13 protein-coding genes are annotated in these 15,950 nt (G+C 60.7%); 8 read left to right on the top strand and 5 right to left on the bottom strand.

Annotation, left to right across the window (positions count from 1 at the left end):
* The first annotated feature begins 15 nt into the window (after positions 1-15).
* Positions 16-552 (top strand): DUF3299 domain-containing protein, encoded by a 537-nt coding sequence (locus tag CRN80_RS09360; protein WP_098950025.1) that lies wholly within the window; start codon positions 16-18, stop codon positions 550-552.
* A 143-nt stretch (positions 553-695) separates the two neighbouring features.
* Here CRN80_RS09360 and CRN80_RS09365 read toward each other — a convergent pair whose 3' ends face one another.
* Positions 696-1,595, bottom strand: coding sequence for a D-hexose-6-phosphate mutarotase (locus CRN80_RS09365; protein WP_098950026.1), 900 nt, complete (start codon positions 1,593-1,595; stop codon positions 696-698).
* A gap of 58 nt (positions 1,596-1,653) precedes the next feature.
* Entirely contained in the window at positions 1,654-2,058 is a 405-nt protein-coding gene (locus CRN80_RS09370) for an acyl-CoA thioesterase (RefSeq protein WP_003176975.1), read from the bottom strand.
* A 561-nt stretch (positions 2,059-2,619) separates the two neighbouring features.
* Between CRN80_RS09370 and CRN80_RS09380 the strand changes: the two genes are divergently transcribed.
* The 7 genes from CRN80_RS09380 to CRN80_RS09415 all read left to right on the top strand — a co-directional run bounded on the left by CRN80_RS09380 (position 2,620) and on the right by CRN80_RS09415 (position 12,080).
* Positions 2,620-3,900 (top strand): MFS transporter, encoded by a 1,281-nt coding sequence (locus CRN80_RS09380; RefSeq protein WP_169918550.1) that lies wholly within the window; start codon positions 2,620-2,622, stop codon positions 3,898-3,900.
* 119 nt (positions 3,901-4,019) lie between these two features.
* Positions 4,020-5,006, top strand: coding sequence for a phosphate ABC transporter substrate-binding protein PstS (locus CRN80_RS09385; protein WP_003195633.1), 987 nt, complete (start codon positions 4,020-4,022; stop codon positions 5,004-5,006).
* 484 nt (positions 5,007-5,490) lie between these two features.
* Complete coding sequence (locus tag CRN80_RS09395) at positions 5,491-7,524, top strand: ABC transporter permease subunit (RefSeq protein WP_169918549.1); 2,034 nt, start codon at positions 5,491-5,493, stop codon at positions 7,522-7,524.
* 15 nt (positions 7,525-7,539) lie between these two features.
* Positions 7,540-9,210, top strand: a complete 1,671-nt coding sequence (gene pstA, locus CRN80_RS09400) for a phosphate ABC transporter permease PstA (protein ID WP_078466300.1) — start codon at positions 7,540-7,542, stop codon at positions 9,208-9,210.
* 140 nt (positions 9,211-9,350) lie between these two features.
* A complete protein-coding gene (pstB, locus tag CRN80_RS09405) occupies positions 9,351-10,184 on the top strand; it encodes a phosphate ABC transporter ATP-binding protein PstB (RefSeq protein ID WP_003195626.1) in 834 nt (277 codons plus the stop codon).
* Positions 10,185-10,254: 70 nt separating this feature from the next.
* Positions 10,255-11,016: a phosphate signaling complex protein PhoU gene (gene phoU / locus CRN80_RS09410; RefSeq protein ID WP_003195624.1), complete on the top strand. Its 762-nt coding sequence runs from the start codon at positions 10,255-10,257 to the stop codon at positions 11,014-11,016.
* Between the two features lie 164 nt (positions 11,017-11,180).
* Positions 11,181-12,080 carry a response regulator gene (locus CRN80_RS09415; protein ID WP_014720514.1) on the top strand — a complete coding sequence of 300 codons (900 nt, stop codon included), beginning with the start codon at positions 11,181-11,183 and terminating at the stop codon, positions 12,078-12,080.
* 131 nt (positions 12,081-12,211) lie between these two features.
* On the opposite strand, the gene CRN80_RS09420 is transcribed toward CRN80_RS09415, so the two are convergent.
* From CRN80_RS09420 to phoB, 3 genes are all read right to left on the bottom strand, one after another.
* Positions 12,212-13,552, bottom strand: coding sequence for a hemolysin family protein (locus CRN80_RS09420; RefSeq protein ID WP_003195620.1), 1,341 nt, complete (start codon positions 13,550-13,552; stop codon positions 12,212-12,214).
* Between the two features lie 267 nt (positions 13,553-13,819).
* A complete protein-coding gene (gene phoR / locus CRN80_RS09425) occupies positions 13,820-15,106 on the bottom strand; it encodes a phosphate regulon sensor histidine kinase PhoR (RefSeq protein WP_178110596.1) in 1,287 nt (428 codons plus the stop codon).
* Between the two features lie 95 nt (positions 15,107-15,201).
* Positions 15,202-15,891, bottom strand: a complete 690-nt coding sequence (phoB, locus tag CRN80_RS09430; RefSeq protein WP_003195617.1) for a phosphate regulon transcriptional regulator PhoB — start codon at positions 15,889-15,891, stop codon at positions 15,202-15,204.
* Positions 15,892-15,950: the final 59 nt, after the last annotated feature.

A 15,950-nucleotide genomic window follows, 5' to 3' on the forward strand; every position in this document is an offset into this window, starting at 1 on the left:
TTGCCGAGCCTCTCCATGCGCCGTCTTCTGTTAACGTTTCTTCTGCTGGGCTCTGGCCTGGCGCACGCTGGCGAACTGCCGGAAACCGACTGGCTCGACCTGATGCCGCTGTCGGATCAGAAAGCCCTCGAGGCCATGCCCGAGATCGACCACAACTCCCCCGAAGCCCAAGGCACCTTCACCGAAAAGGGTGGCTTGAAGCAGAGCAAGGGCCTGCCTGCGGTGATGTATTCCACCAAGACGGTGGCGGCCATGAACGGCAAAAACATCCGCATTGGCGGCTATCCGGTGCCGCTTGAAACAGACGCCAAGGGCCGCAGCACGCTGTTCTTCCTAGTGCCTTACCCGGGCGCATGTATCCATGTGCCGCCACCGCCGCCCAATCAATTGGTGCTGGTGCGCTATCCCAAGGGGCTGAAGCTGGATGATATCTACACGCCGCTGTGGGTCACGGGCACGCTGAAGGTGGAGAAGGTCAATAACGACTTGGCGGATGCTGCGTATGCGCTGGAGGCGGGGAAGGTGCGGGTAGTAAAGGAATCTGATCTCTAAAGCCCAATACATAACCAATGTGGGAGGGCCCTGAACTCTGTAGGAGCGAGCCTGCTCGCGAAAAACGTCAACGATAACGCGTGTTTCCTGAATAAACACGGCGTCTGTGGGTTTTTCGCGAGCAAGCTCGCTCCTACAATTTACTACAGGGTGATAGCGGTGATGCTTACGCCCAGAGTGTGGCTTTCACCGGGTGCCAAAGCCACCACATCATCCAGCACATTCGCTGTCTCGATGCACAACATACCCTGCCAGCCGTCATCGGCCATATCGTCGAAAGCCTTGGCGCGTTCGGTCCAGGGGTTCCAGACCACGGTGGATTTGGAGCCTTCGCTGGTGAGCTGGATACGGCGCTGCCAGTCGCGATCAACGATATTCAACTGTGCAGGCGTATTCAGGTAAATGCGGTCTGTCTCGGCGCGAAAGTGCAGCAGCCCGGCTTGCTGCTTCTCGGCCCACCCATCGGCGGTATCGATGTAATCCACGCCATCCAGGCCCTCGACCTGCACCTTGCGCACATCGCTCACGGCGAAGTAGGTGTGCAGGGCCTGGCTGAGGGTCACGGTGTCGGTGCCACGGTTGTGACTGGTCAGGCGGATATGCAGGTGATCGTCCAGCAGCAGGCTCAGCGTCAGGTCTACCTGATGGGGCCAGCCTGGAAAGCCGCCCGCCGGCACCGGCAATACCAGGTCCACTCGCAGCGTCTGGCCGTCGAGTTCGGTGGTGGCCAGCTCCCAACGCGCGGTGCGCACAAAACCGTGGGCGCCGGCAGGCTGATCGCTCTGGCGCATGGCTTTGACGCTTTGCGGGTTGCGGTCGAACACCCCAAACCACGGCCAGCACACCGGTACGCCGGTACGAATGCCTTTGCCCTGCTTGAACACGGCCTCAAGGTTCGGCCAGATCAGTGGCTGTTCGCCCTCGCGCTGGTAACTGAAGATATGCGCACCCTGTTGGGCCACCATCAACTCGGCGCCGTTGTGGCGGATGCGCCAGCAGTCCAGCTCGTCGATTTTTACCGTCTCAACGTGGGGCGTAGGCATGACAAAGCTCTCTTAGTGGCAGGCAATGGGGCAATTGACCGTTAAAACCCGGCGAGGTTTAACGCGCCCGTGACGGTACCGAGCGCGTGCGGCCGCTGCCATCGATGGCGACGAACACAAATACGGCTTCGGTCACCTTGCGCCATTCGCTGGACAACGGATCGTCGCTCCACACTTCGACCATCATCTGGATCGAGCTGCGGCCGATTTCCAGGGCTTGGGTATAGAAGGAAAGCTGCGCGCCCACGGCCACCGGCACCAGGAACGCCATGCGATCAATGGCCACGGTGGCCACGCGCCCACCGGCGACCTTGCTGGCCATTGCCGTGCCCGCCAGGTCCATCTGTGCGACCAACCAGCCGCCGAAGATATCGCCAAAGCCGTTGGTTTCACGCGGAAGCGCGGTGATTTGCAGGGCGAGATCGCCTTGCGGGATAGGATCTTCTTGTTCGAGTTCGATCATGCCGGGGGTGCCTCTGACCCGTGACTCTTGGACTATGTAATCGGTGAATAGCCGTCTTGGAAAAACGATTCAGCCCCGAACATACTACGTTCGTCACGTTTTTCGAAAGGCGCCTTGAGGGAAACTCTGCGAAATCGGCTGGCCGGTGCCAACGACGGTTTCGCGCAACTTCCACGCAATAGACAGGTGCAGGGCTGGGAGTATATCGGTCGATAGCCTGCGCGACGACCATCTGCTCCTGATTTTGTGCATCTATATAGACGAGTTTCCAGGCGTCAAAAAATTGGCCAAAACGGTCATTCAAGTTGAGGGGTTTGACCATTGTTTCTTTTTAGCGCTGGCCGTCAGTATTTGATGGCGTTTTCGGCCCCCCATAATAATTCGGGAAGGGAATAAGTCGCTTCGCAAGTGGGGATGCTTGCGAGGTGGCGCTGATGCGGCGCAAGGGTTTGGACTGTGCTTTTCCGGGCAATTTGCTATCGTGCCGGACCTGCCAGGCGCAAACCCACGCTGTTGCGGATTCCTGATCTGACTAATAAGAGAAGCCTTGCCATGACCACAGTGCCTTCAAGCATTGCGCCGCCCGCACGACCGCTTAACCGCAACGACTACAAAACCCTGTCGCTGTCTGCCCTGGGTGGGGCGCTGGAGTTCTACGACTTCATCATCTTCGTGTTTTTCGCCACCGTGGTCGGGAAACTGTTCTTCCCGGTCGACATGCCCGAATGGCTGCGCATGATGCAGACGTTCGGCATCTTCGCGGCCGGCTACCTGGCGCGCCCGCTGGGCGGCATCATCATGGCGCACTTCGGTGACCTGCTGGGCCGCAAGAAGATGTTCACCCTGAGCATCTTCATGATGGCCGTGCCAACCCTGATCATGGGCCTGCTGCCGACCTATGCACAGATCGGCCTGTGGGCGCCGCTGCTGCTGCTGTTGATGCGCGTGATCCAGGGCGCAGCGATTGGCGGCGAAGTACCGGGCGCTTGGGTGTTCGTCTCCGAGCACGTCCCGCCGCGCCACATCGGCTACGCCTGCGGCACCCTGACCAGCGGCCTCACCGCCGGTATTTTGCTCGGCTCGCTGGTAGCCACCGCTATTAATACGGCCTATACACCGGAACAGGTCTCTGATTACGCCTGGCGTATCCCGTTCCTGCTCGGTGGCGTATTCGGCCTGCTGTCGGTGTACCTGCGTCGCTGGCTGCATGAAACCCCGATCTTCGCCGAGATGCAGCAACGCAAAAGCCTGGCCGCTGAACTGCCGTTGCGCGCCGTGTTGCGCGATCACCGTGGCGCCATTGTGCTGTCGATGCTGCTGACCTGGCTGCTGTCGGCCGGCGTGGTGGTGGTGATCCTGATGACCCCGACCGTGCTGCAAACCATCTACCACTTCAGCCCTACGGTTGCGCTGCAAGCCAACAGCCTGGCCATCGTGACCCTGAGCCTGGGCTGCATCGCCTCGGGTGCCCTGGCCGACCGTTTTGGCGCCGGCCGCGTGCTGGTAACCGGTTGCGCACTGCTGCTGGCAACTTCCTGGACGCTGTATCACAGCCTGATGGCCCACCCGGACTGGCTGTTCCCGTTGTATGCCTTGACTGGCCTGTTTGTCGGCACCATCGGTGTGGTGCCCTACGTGATGGTCAAAGCCTTCCCGCCGGTGGTGCGCTTCAGCGGTCTGTCGTTCTCCTACAACGTTGCTTATGCCGTGTTCGGCGGGTTGACGCCATTGGCGGTGTCGCTGCTGATGAAGGAGAGCCCGATGGGCCCGGCTTACTACGTGGCTGTCCTGTGTGTGATGGGGATGCTGGTGGGCGGGTATCTGTGGAAACGCGGCCGCTGAAGCCTGCACATTCAGATAGTGGCCTTTCATCTAATTGTCATATTTCAGACATAGAGTGTTCACACGGCCTGCCGATACTTGGCCCCGATCCAATTATCCCTATCTGCTAGGAGCAAGGCATGAAACTGAAACGTTTGATGGCGGCAATGACTTTTGTCGCTGCTGGCGTTGCGACCGCCAACGCGGTGGCCGCTGGTGTTGATCCGGCAATCCCGGCTTACGTCAAGACCACTGGTGTGTCGGGCAACCTGTCCAGCGTCGGCTCCGATACCCTGGCTAACCTGATGACCCTGTGGGCCGAGGGTTACAAAAAGGAATACCCGAACGTCAACATCCAGATTCAAGCTGCCGGCTCTGCCACTGCGCCACCTGCGTTGACTGAAGGCACCTCCAACCTGGGCCCGATGAGCCGCAAGATGAAGGACACCGAATTGGCGGCCTTCGAGCAGAAGTACGGCTACAAGCCAACCGCTATCCCGGTTGCCGTGGATGCCCTGGCGGTGTTTGTGCACAAGGACAACCCGATCCAGCACCTGACCATGGAACAGGTCGATGCGATCTTCTCCTCGACGCGTCTGTGCGGCGCCAAGGCCGATGTGAAAACCTGGGGCGACCTGGGCGTGACCGGCGACCTGGCCAACAAGCCAGTGCAACTGTTCGGGCGTAACTCGGTATCCGGCACCTACGGCTACTTCAAGGAAGAAGCCCTGTGCAAAGGCGACTACAAGCCAAACGTGAACGAACAACCGGGCTCGGCTTCGGTCGTGCAGTCGATCAGCTCCTCGCTGAACGGTATCGGTTACTCGGGCATCGGCTACAAGACCGCCAGCGTGAAGACCGTGCCACTGGCCAAGAAAGGCAGCACTGACTACATCGAAGACTCCGAAGAAAACGCCCTGAACGGCAAGTATCCGCTGTCGCGTTTCCTCTACGTGTACGTCAACAAAGCCCCGAACAAGCCACTGGCGCCGCTGGAAGCTGAGTTCGTGAAACTGGTGCTGTCCAAGCAGGGCCAGGAAGTCGTGGTCAAAGACGGCTACATCCCACTGCCAGCCAAAGTCGCCGCCAAGGCCCTGGCTGACCTGGGTTTGAAAGAAGGCAACTAAGTAGCTGGGCTGGGTAAAACCGGCCCTTCTGTAGGAGCGAGCTTGCTCGCGAAAGACGATAGGGCACCGCGTTTATTCAGAAATGGCGCGTTATCGTTGACGATCTTCGCGAGCAAGCTCGCTCCTACAGAGACTCCTAATTTTTTATCCGCTGCCAGCCCTGCTTCGCGGCGGATTTGTTGCGTCACTGCACTGTCATCTTTCTGTCATACAGGATCGCTAGGGTGTGCGCATGAATGATCTGGCCAATTCCACCATGACGACGACTTCCCCTCCCAAGCGCATTGATTTCAATACGCCTGAGCTGCAACGCAAGCGCCGCATCCGCGCGCTCAAGGATCGCTTCACCCGTTGGTATGTGCTGGTCGGCGGCCTCGCCGTGCTGGCGGCCATTACCCTGATCTTCTTCTTCCTCGCCTACGTGGTCGCGCCGCTGTTCCAGGGCGCCTCGTTGACCAAGGAAGACGCGTTGACGCCCGCCTGGATGCAAGACGCCGGCAAGCCGTTGATGATCTCCCTCGAAGAACAGAACCAAGTTGCCATGCGGGTCTCCGACAAGGGCCAGGCGTTGTTCTTTGCCGTGGACACCGGTGCCGAGCTCAAGCGTGTCGACCTGCCGCTTCCGGCCGGTACCAGCGTTGCTTCCATTGGTGAAGACCAGCCGGGTAGCCCGCTGGTGATCCTCGGCTTGTCCAATGGCCAGTCTTTGGTGTTCCGCCACACCTATAAGGTGTCGTACCCGGACGGCAAGAAAACCATCAGCCCAGCGATCGAATACCCCTACGGCGAAACGCCCATCGTGCTGGATGACGCCGGTCGGCCGCTGGAACACGTTGCGCTCAACGCCACCGACACCTCGCTGGTGGTGGCAGGTTCCGCTGGTTCGCACTTGAACGTGCTGACCCTGAGCCGCGAAGAAAACATGATGACCGGTGAAGTCACCAGCGAGCAGAAGCGTGTCGAGCTGCCGCAGATGACCGAGCCGGTGAAAGCGATCTTCATCGACCCACGCCAGCAGTGGCTGTATGTCATCAACGGCCGTGCCCTGGCCGACGTGTTCAGCCTGCGCGACAAGAGCCTCAACGGTCGCTACAAACTGCTGGAAGACGCCGACACGGAAATCACCGCCAGCACCCAGTTGGTTGGCGGCATCTCGCTGATCCTGGGTAACTCCAAAGGCGGCCTGGCCCAGTGGTTCATGGCCCGTGACCCGGATGGCGAGCAACGCCTGAAGCAGATCCGCACCTTCCAGATGGGCACCGCGCCCATCGTCGAAATCAGCGCTGAAGAGCGCCGCAAAGGCTTCACCGCCCTGGATGCTGCTGGCCAGTTCGGCGTGTTCCACAGCACCGCCCACCGCACCTTGCTGGTGGACCCGGTGGTCGATGGCCAGGGCCTGTTCGGCATGTCGCCACGGGCCAACCGTGTGATCGTCGAGGCGGGTGGCAAGCTGCAACCGCTGTTGCTCGATAACCCGCACCCGGAAGTGTCGTGGAGCGCGTTGTGGAGCAAGGTCTGGTACGAAAACTACGACGAGCCTAAATACGTCTGGCAGTCCACGGCCGCCAACACCGACTTCGAACCCAAGATGAGCCTCGCCCCGCTGACCTTCGGTACCTTGAAGGCTGCGTTCTACGCCATGCTGCTGGCGGCGCCACTGGCGGTTGCTGCGGCGATCTACACCGCTTACTTCATGGCACCGAGCCTGCGCCGCAAGGTCAAGCCGGTGATCGAGCTGATGGAAGCCATGCCGACGGTGATCCTCGGCTTCTTCGCCGGCCTGTTCCTGGCTCCGTATGTGGAAGGGCACCTGCCGGGCATTTTCAGCCTGTTGATGCTGTTGCCGATTGGCATTCTGGTCGCAGGGTTTGTCTTCAGCCGCTTGCCTGAGTCGATCCGCCTGCGCGTTCCCGATGGTTGGGAAAGCGCGATCCTGATCCCGGTGATCCTGTTCGTGGGCTGGCTCTCGCTGTACATGAGCCCGTACCTGGAAACCTGGTTCTTCGGCGGCGACATGCGCATGTGGATCTCCCATGATCTGGGCATTACCTACGACCAGCGCAACGCGTTGGTGGTCGGCCTGGCCATGGGTTTTGCGGTGATCCCGAACATCTACTCCATCGCCGAAGACGCCGTGTTCAGCGTGCCACGGGGCCTGACCTTGGGCTCCCTGGCCCTGGGCGCCACACCGTGGCAGACCATGACCCGCGTGGTCATCCTCACTGCCAGCCCGGGCATCTTCTCGGCGCTGATGATCGGCATGGGCCGCGCCGTGGGCGAGACCATGATCGTGCTGATGGCCACCGGCAACACCCCGGTGATGGAGATGAACCTGTTCGAGGGCCTGCGCACCCTGGCGGCCAACGTTGCGGTGGAGATGCCCGAGTCGGAAGTGGGCGGCAGTCATTACCGCGTGCTGTTCCTCTCGGCGCTGGTGCTGCTGTTGTTCACCTTCATCATGAACACCCTCGCCGAGCTGATTCGTCAGCGTCTGCGCAAGAAATACTCGTCGCTTTAAGAAAGGTAGAAGTCTGTGAAACAGAACTCCCTGAATGGATGGTTCAAGAGCGGCGCTCCCGGCGTCTGGATCAGCGGTGGCGCGGTGTCCATCGCGGTCATCATGACCATTGGTTTGCTGGCTGTGATTGCGGTGCGGGGCCTGGGCCATTTCTGGCCGGCCGACCTGATCCAGGCCAACTACAACGTGCCAGGCCAGGCCAACCACATCGTGATCGGCGAAGTGGTGCAGAAAGAAGAAGTGCCGCGTGAGCGTCTGAAAAGCGCGGGCCTGCCGGTGCCGGACCAAGGCCCGGAATTCATGACCCGTGAGCTGATCAAGGTCGGCAACCGCGACCTGAACGGCAACGACTTCACCTGGATCGTCGGCGAGTGGCTGAAGGACCAGACCAAGCCTGCGAACCTGATGGCCATCGAGCGTCGTGAGTGGGGCAACTTCTACGGCACCCTGGTCAACGTCAAGCAGGACGGCAAGGTGATTGCCGAAGGCGAGGCCGCGTGGCCGGAGCTGCAAGCCCGCGTGGACCGCGTGAACAAGCTCGCCGCTCAGCTCAAGACCTTGGAAAAATCCGATATCGGCGCGATCAACGCAGGCCTGGAGCGCATCCGCCTGCACGGTCGCAAACTGGAACTGGAAGGCAAGCTCGACGCAGCCGCCCAGGCCGACATGGATGCCGACCGCGCCGAGCTGAACGCCCGCTACCAGGACATCGAAGCGCGCCTGGCCGACCTGCATGCACAGTTCAACCGCGACGCCCTCACCGCACGTGACGGCAACGGCAAGGAAGTGGAAATCGGCATCGGCAAAGTGGTGCACGCCTACCAGCCGAACGCCATGGGCACGATGACCAAGATCGGCTTCTACTTCAGCAAGGTCTGGGAATTTCTCAGCGATGACCCACGGGAAGCCAACACCGAAGGCGGGATCTTCCCGGCCATCTTCGGCACCGTGATGATGACCCTGATCATGGCAATGATCGTGACTCCGTTTGGCGTACTGGCCGCGGTGTACCTGCGTGAATATGCCAAGCAGAACACCTTGACCCGCATCATCCGCATCGCCGTGAACAACCTGGCAGGTGTACCGGCCATCGTCTACGGCGTGTTCGGTCTGGGCTTCTTCGTGTATGTATTGGGGGGCTCGGTCGACCGTCTGTTCTTCGCTGAAGCCCTGCCGGCGCCGACCTTCGGCACGCCGGGGCTGCTCTGGGCCTCGCTGACTCTGGCGCTGCTGGCGGTGCCGGTGGTGATCGTGGCCACCGAAGAAGGCTTGGCGCGCATTCCCCGCACCGTGCGTGAAGGTTCCCTGGCACTTGGCGCGACCAAGGCGGAAACGTTGTGGAAGATCGTGCTGCCGATGGCCAGCCCGGCGATGATGACCGGCATGATCCTCGCCGTGGCGCGTGCCGCCGGTGAGGTGGCACCATTGATGTTGGTGGGTGTAGTGAAGCTGGCGCCGTCGCTGCCGCTGGACGGTAACTATCCGTACCTGCACCTGGACCAGAAGATCATGCACCTGGGCTTCCATATTTATGACGTCGGCTTCCAGAGCCCCAACGTCGAAGCCGCACGGCCACTGGTGTACGCCACTGCCTTGCTGCTGGTACTGGTGATCGCCACGCTCAACCTGTCGGCGGTGTGGATTCGTAACCACCTGCGCGAGAAGTACAAGGCGTTGGACAGTTAATTGAAGTGAGCGCGAATTAAATGTGGGAGCGGGCTTGCTCGCGAAAGCGGTGTGTCATTCAACACACCTGGCGACTGATACGACGCCTTCGCGAGCAAGCCCGCTCCCACACAATGAATTGGTAGCACAGGGAGCATCCCATGCAACACGAAACCCAATCCCACGGCATCAACATGTCTGCCCTGGGTCGCGACAAGCAGAGCCTGAGCCTGGCCCAGGAAACCGTGGCCATCGAAGTCCCTGGCCTGAGCCTGTACTACGGCGACAAGCAGGCGTTGTTCGACGTCAGCATGAACATTCCCAAGCAACGCGTGACCGCCTTCATCGGCCCGTCGGGCTGCGGCAAGTCCACGTTGTTGCGTACCTTCAACCGCATGAATGACCTGGTGGACGGTTGCCGTGTAGAAGGTGCAATCAACCTCTACGGCACCAATATCTACCGCAAGGGCGAAGACGTGGCCGAGCTGCGTCGCCGCGTGGGCATGGTGTTCCAGAAGCCCAACCCGTTCCCCAAGACCATCTACGAAAACGTGGTCTACGGCCTGCGTATCCAGGGCATCAACAAGAAACGCATCCTCGACGAAGCGGTTGAATGGGCGCTCAAGGGCGCGGCATTGTGGGACGAGGTCAAGGACCGCCTGCACGAATCGGCACTCGGCTTGTCCGGCGGCCAGCAGCAGCGTCTGGTGATCGCCCGTACCATCGCCGTAGAGCCGGAAGTGTTGCTGCTCGACGAACCGTGCTCGGCCCTCGACCCGATCTCCACGTTGAAAGTCGAAGAGCTGATCTACGAGCTCAAGTCCAAGTTCACCATCGTCATCGTGACCCACAACATGCAACAGGCGGCGCGGGTTTCCGACTACACCGCGTTCATGTACATGGGCAAGCTGGTGGAGTTCGGCGATACCGATACCCTGTTCACCAATCCGGCGAAGAAGCAGACCGAAGACTACATCACCGGTCGCTACGGCTAGGAAGCTGTGGTTCTGATTGTACTGACGCTGCGGTTCTCCGCACCTTACCGGACGCTCCAAGGACGCCAACATGATTAGCAAAGAAGGCCTTACCCACCACATCTCCGCGCAGTTCAATGCCGAGCTTGAGGAAGTGCGCAGCCACCTCCTGGCGATGGGCGGGCTGGTGGAGAAGCAAGTCAACGATGCGGTCACCGCGCTGATCGAGGCCGACTCGGGCCTGGCCCAGCAGGTGCGTGAGATTGACGAGCAGATCAACCAGATGGAACGCAATATCGACGAAGAGTGCCTGCGCATTCTTGCCCGCCGCCAGCCGGCGGCCTCGGACCTGCGTTTGATCATCAGCATTTCCAAGTCGGTGATCGACCTGGAGCGCATCGGTGACGAAGCCACCAAGATTGCCCGCCGCGCCATCCAGCTGTGCGAAGAGGGTGAGGCGCCCCGTGGCTACGTGGAAGTGCGCCATATCGGTGATCAGGTGCGCAACATGGTGCGTGATGCCCTCGACGCCTTCGCCCGCTTTGACGCCGAACTGGCGTTGTCGGTGGCCCAGTACGACAAGATCATCGACCGCGAATACAAGACCGCGCTGCGTGAGCTGGCCACTTACATGATGGAAGATCCGCGCTCGATCTCGCGGGTCTTGAACATCATTTGGGTGCTGCGTTCCCTGGAGCGTATCGGCGACCATGCGCGCAATATCTCGGAGCTGGTGATTTATCTGGTGCGCGGCACCGACGTGCGGCACATGGGCCTCAAGCGCATGAAGGCCGAAGTTGAAGGGACTGCTGATCTAATCCCTAATGTTTCGGGCGAATCTGACGATAAGTAAGGTTGCCCGAGAAATTAACGCCCGGCCTCTGGCCGGGCGTTTTCGTTTGTGGCATCTGAATTTTTTGCACAGCAGGCGCCATAAAGTCCTTCTGTGACCCGCGAGTTTTGGCAAAATGCCATCAGTCAGGCGTTTTGCAGACGTTTTTATAGGATGAAGGGTCGATGAGTAAAGTCAGTGTGTTGGTGGTGGATGACGCCTCGTTTATTCGCGACCTGGTGAAGAAGTGCCTGCGCAATTACTTCCCCGGAATCAAGATCGAAGATGCGGTGAACGGCAAAAAGGCGCAATCCATCCTGATGCGCGAAACCTTCGACCTGGTGCTGTGTGACTGGGAAATGCCGGAAATGTCCGGTATTGAGCTATTGACCTGGTGCCGCGAGCAAGCGCACCTGAAGGCCATGCCGTTCGTGATGGTGACCAGCCGTGGCGACAAGGAAAACGTGGTGCAGGCGATTCAGGCGGGCGTTTCCGGCTACGTGAGCAAGCCGTTCACCAACGAGCAGTTGCTGAACAAGGTCAAGCAGGCCCTGCACAAGATCGGTCGCCTCGATGCGCTGATTGCCAGCGCGCCGACCAAGATGAACTCAGCCTTCGGCAACGACTCCCTGAGCGCCCTGACCGGCGGCAAACCCGAAGCGGTCAAGCCGGCCCCGGTGGCGGCGCCCAGCAAAGGCCTGCTCAACACCCCACCCGTGAAGGCCCCCGCAGCAGCGGCGCCGGCTGGCAGTCGCGGTCAGGGCCAGTTGCGCCTCGCAAGCGGCACCCAGCAATGCGTGATCAAGGCCCTGAGCATCAAGGAAGCGTTGCTGGTGGTGAAGCGTGGCGAGGTCCTGCCTCAGGTGCTGGAAAGCGCCGTGCTCGACCTTGAGCAGGGCGACAACGCCGAAGTCGCACGGCTCAACGGCTACCTGCACGCCATCGTCGCCTACGAGCCCAAGCCCGACAGCGACTGGCTGCAACTGACCTTCCGCTTTATCGACCAGGATGCGCAGAAGCTGGACTACATATCCCGCTTGATCGCCCGTGGCACGGCGCAGAAGCACTTCGTGCCGGGGGCGTAAAGCGCTGCCCCCTGTAGGAGCGAGCTTGCTCGCGAAAAACGTCAACGATAACGCGTGCGTCCTGAATAAACGCGGCGCCTGTGCGTTTTTCGCGAGCAAGCTCGCTCCTACAGGAGGCGCCAGGTCCACAGTCAGTCCAGCAACAGCACCTTGGCCAACACAATCTTCGGCCCTTTCATCTTCTTGATGATGATCCGCAAGCCTTCAACTTCCAGCACTTCTTCCTCTTCCGGCACGCGCTTGAGCGTGTCGTAGATCAGGCCGGCCAGGGTTTCGGCTTCGATGTGGTCCAGGTCGACGCCCAGCAGGCGTTCCACCTTGAACAATGGCGTGTCGCCACGTACCAGCAATTTGCCGGGCTGGTAGGCGAGGATGCCGCGCTCGGCCTTGCGGTGTTCGTCCTGGATATCGCCCACCAGTACTTCCAGCACGTCTTCCATGGTCAGGTAGCCGATGATCTTGCCGTCGGCTTCTTCCACCAGGGCGAAGTGCGCGCCGCCTTTGCGGAACTGCTCCAGCAGTTGCGACAACGGCATATGCCGCGATACGCGTTCCAGCGGGCGGGTCAATTCGGCCAGGTTGAACGATTCGGGGATATGGTCCAGCGCGGCCAGCTCCAGCAGCAAATCCTTGATGTGCAGCAAGCCGACAAACTCGTTGCGCACCGCGTCATACACCGGGTAACGGCTGAATTTGTGACGACGGAACAGCGCGAGGATTTCCTTGAGCGGGGCGTTGAAATCCAGGGTCACCAGGTCTTCCCGGGAGTTGGCCCAGTCCACTACTTCCAGCTCGCCCATTTCCACGGCGGAGGCCAGTACGCGCATGCCTTGGTCGCTGGGGTCCTGGCCACGGCTGGAGTGCAGGATCAGCTTGAGTTCTTCGCGGCTGTAATGGTGCTCATGGTGCGGGCCAGGCTCGCCTTGGCCAGCGATGCGCAAAATGGCGTTGGCACTGGCGTTGAGCAGGTAGATGGCCGGGTACATCGCCCAGTAGAACAGGTACAGCGGCACGGCCGTCCACAGCGACAGCAGCTCGGGTTTGCGAATCGCCCAGGATTTGGGGGCCAACTCACCGACCACGATGTGCAGGTAGGAAATCACGAAGAAGGCGGCAAAGAACGACACGCCCTTGATCACTTCCGGCGACTGCACGCCGACCGCGCCCAGCATCGGCTCGAGGATGTGCGCAAAGGCCGGTTCACCGACCCAGCCCAAGCCCAGGGACGCCAGGGTGATACCCAACTGGCAAGCCGACAGGTAGGCGTCGAGCTGGCTGTGCACGGTACGCAGGATCTGCCCGCGCCAGCCGTTCTTATGGGCGATGGCCTCGACGCGGGTAGCGCGCAGTTTGACCATGGCAAATTCCGCCGCAACGAAGAAACCGTTGAGCAGTACCAGGATCAGTGCAAAAAGAATCATGCCGAAATCGGCGAAGAGTGTAGCGAGGGTAATACCAGGGGAAGGGTCCATGATGGGGTTTTGCAGGTTCCGTGTGTTCAATAAGGGGTGACAGGTGGGCCTGAAAGGCAGGCACAAGTCGGCCAATGTAGCGGCTGACGGGGCGCTTGCCTAGTGCCCGCTGCCCGGCGGGGCTGCAATGCTTGCTTTGAAACAACACAAATCCAGTGTGTGTGGGCTTGCTCGCGAATGCGGTGGGTCAGTCAGTTTATTCATTCACTGATACCCCGCATTCGCGAGCAAGCCCGCTCCCACATTTAGCCCTGTTGTGTTTCGAGATTATTTATCTTCTTCGAGTGCTCGCGAACGGGTCACCTGCGCCGGCGGAAAATGACAGGTAAAGGTACTGCCATGCCCCAGCACGCTGCTGATTTCCAGGCGGGCCCGATGGCGCAGCAGTACATGCTTGACGATGGCCAGGCCCAGCCCGGTGCCGCCGGTGTTGGAGTTGCGGCTGGAGTCGACCCGGTAGAAGCGTTCGGTCAGGCGCGGCAGGTGCTTGGCGTCGATACCGATCCCCGAGTCCTGCACGCTCAGGTGCGCACCGTGCTCGTCGGCCCACCAGCGAATGCGGATATTGCCCTTGTCCTGGGTGTACTTCACCGCGTTGAACACCAGGTTGGAGAAGGCGCTGCGTAGTTCGCCTTCGCTGCCCTTGAGCAGTACGGTTGGGTCGGCCTCCAGCGTGATCTGCTGCCCGCGTTCGCCCGAGAGCGCCTGGGCATCGTTCTTGATCGTCTGCAACAGGCTCTGCACGGCCACGGGGTGGTTGTCCGAGGGGTAGTCCGTGGCCTCAAGCTTGGCCAGCAACAGCAGGTCGTTGAGCAGGGTCTGCATGCGTGAGCCTTGCTGCTGCATCTGTTGCAGGGCACGGCTCCAGCGCGGGTTGATCTCGTCGACATTGTCGAGCAACGTCTCCAGATAGCCGCAGATTACCGTCAACGGCGTGCGCAGCTCGTGGGAGACGTTGGCGACGAAGTCTTTGCGCATCTGTTCCAGCTGGTGGATACGGGTCACGTCACGCACCAGCATCAGGTGCTCGTTGTTGCCGTAGCGGGTCAGGTACAGCTGGATGCGTACGCGGTCGTTGGTGGGCGAGGGGATTTCCAGGGCTTCTTCGTAGTTGTCCTGCTCGAAGTATTCCTTGAAGCGCGGGTGACGCACCAGGTTGGTCACCGGCTGGCCGCTGTCCTGGGGCGTCTTGAGGCCCAGCAGGGTCTCGGCGGCACGGTTCCACCATTCCAGGTTGCCGTCGCTGTCGAGCATGATCACCGCGTCCTTGAGCGCGGCGGTGGACTCCTGCACCCGGTCGATCACCGCTTGCAGGCGCCCACGTACCCGTTGGTCGCGGCGTTGCAGGTGGTAGATGCTGTCGAACACCTCACCCCACAGGCCATAGCCATCGGGCGGTGCTTCATCGGGTTTGTGCTGGCGCAGCCATTCATGCAAGCGCAGCAACTGCTTGAGGGTCCAGCCCAGGTACAAGGCAATGCCCGCAGCCAGGCTCCAGCCGTAGTAGCCGCTGACCAGCCCCACCAGCAGGCAGCCGGTGACCAGCAAGAGCATGTGGCGGATCAGGGTGCCATGCCAGTTTTGGTTCACTTGAACATGCGTCCTTGTCAGCTGTTTAAGTCAGGCGATTAAGTCACGAAGCAGCTGGCTCAGCCTTTGGTAGAAAACCGATAGCCGGTGCCGCGCACGGTTTGTACCAGATTCTCGTACGCATCGCCCAAGGCTTTGCGCAGGCGGCGGATATGCACATCCACCGTGCGCTCTTCCACATAGACGTTGCCGCCCCACACCTGGTCGAGCAGTTGGCCACGGGTGTAGGCGCGCTCCTGGTGGGTCATGAAGAATTGCAGCAGGCGGTACTCGGTCGGTCCCATCTCCGCAGGCTTGCCGTCGATGGTCACGCGGTGGCTGATCGGGTCCAGGATCAGGCCGTCGACTTCGATAGGCGCTTCGCCATCGGTCGGGCCGGCGCGGCGCAGCACGGCTTTGAGGCGCGCCACCAGCTCCCTGGGGGAAAACGGCTTGGTGATGTAGTCATCGGCGCCGACTTCCAGGCCCTGGATCTTGTTGTCCTCTTCGCCCTTGGCGGTGAGCATGATGATCGGAATATCCCCGGTCAGCTCGTCACGCTTGAGACGGCGGGCCAACTCGATGCCCGAGGTGCCGGGCAGCATCCAGTCGAGCAGGATCAGGTCCGGCTTGCGGTCGACGATAATGGCGTGGGCCTGTTGGGAGTTTTCCGCCTCCAGGCAGTCATAGCCGGCCATTTCCAACGCAACGGCGATCATCTCGCGAATGGGCGCTTCGTCGTCAACAATCAGAATGCTCCTGCCAACCATGCTCAAAATCCTCTTGTCATTTAACTGTCTTGCGCCGCATTAGATAACGGAATTATTGC

The sequence above is a fragment of the Pseudomonas sp. FDAARGOS_380 genome (assembly GCF_002591235.1).
GTDB classification, from domain to species: Bacteria; Pseudomonadota; Gammaproteobacteria; order Pseudomonadales; family Pseudomonadaceae; genus Aquipseudomonas; species Aquipseudomonas salmasensis.

Excerpts from the sequence above, each read along its gene's own strand:
- CRN80_RS09360 (WP_098950025.1), top strand. The coding sequence starts at position 16 with ATGCGCCGTCTTCTGTTAACGTTTCTTCTGCTGGGCTCTGGCCTGGCG.
- CRN80_RS09365 (WP_098950026.1), bottom strand. The coding sequence starts at position 1,595 with ATGCCTACGCCCCACGTTGAGACGGTAAAAATCGACGAGCTGGACTGC.
- CRN80_RS09370 (WP_003176975.1), bottom strand. The coding sequence starts at position 2,058 with ATGATCGAACTCGAACAAGAAGATCCTATCCCGCAAGGCGATCTCGCC.
- CRN80_RS09385 (WP_003195633.1), top strand. The coding sequence starts at position 4,020 with ATGAAACTGAAACGTTTGATGGCGGCAATGACTTTTGTCGCTGCTGGC.
- CRN80_RS09395 (WP_169918549.1), top strand. The coding sequence starts at position 5,491 with ATGCAAGACGCCGGCAAGCCGTTGATGATCTCCCTCGAAGAACAGAAC.
- pstB (WP_003195626.1), top strand. The coding sequence starts at position 9,351 with ATGCAACACGAAACCCAATCCCACGGCATCAACATGTCTGCCCTGGGT.
- phoU (WP_003195624.1), top strand. The coding sequence starts at position 10,255 with ATGATTAGCAAAGAAGGCCTTACCCACCACATCTCCGCGCAGTTCAAT.
- CRN80_RS09415 (WP_014720514.1), top strand. The coding sequence starts at position 11,181 with ATGAGTAAAGTCAGTGTGTTGGTGGTGGATGACGCCTCGTTTATTCGC.
- CRN80_RS09420 (WP_003195620.1), bottom strand. The coding sequence starts at position 13,552 with ATGGACCCTTCCCCTGGTATTACCCTCGCTACACTCTTCGCCGATTTC.
- phoR (WP_178110596.1), bottom strand. The coding sequence starts at position 15,106 with ATGCTCTTGCTGGTCACCGGCTGCCTGCTGGTGGGGCTGGTCAGCGGC.
- phoB (WP_003195617.1), bottom strand. The coding sequence starts at position 15,891 with ATGGTTGGCAGGAGCATTCTGATTGTTGACGACGAAGCGCCCATTCGC.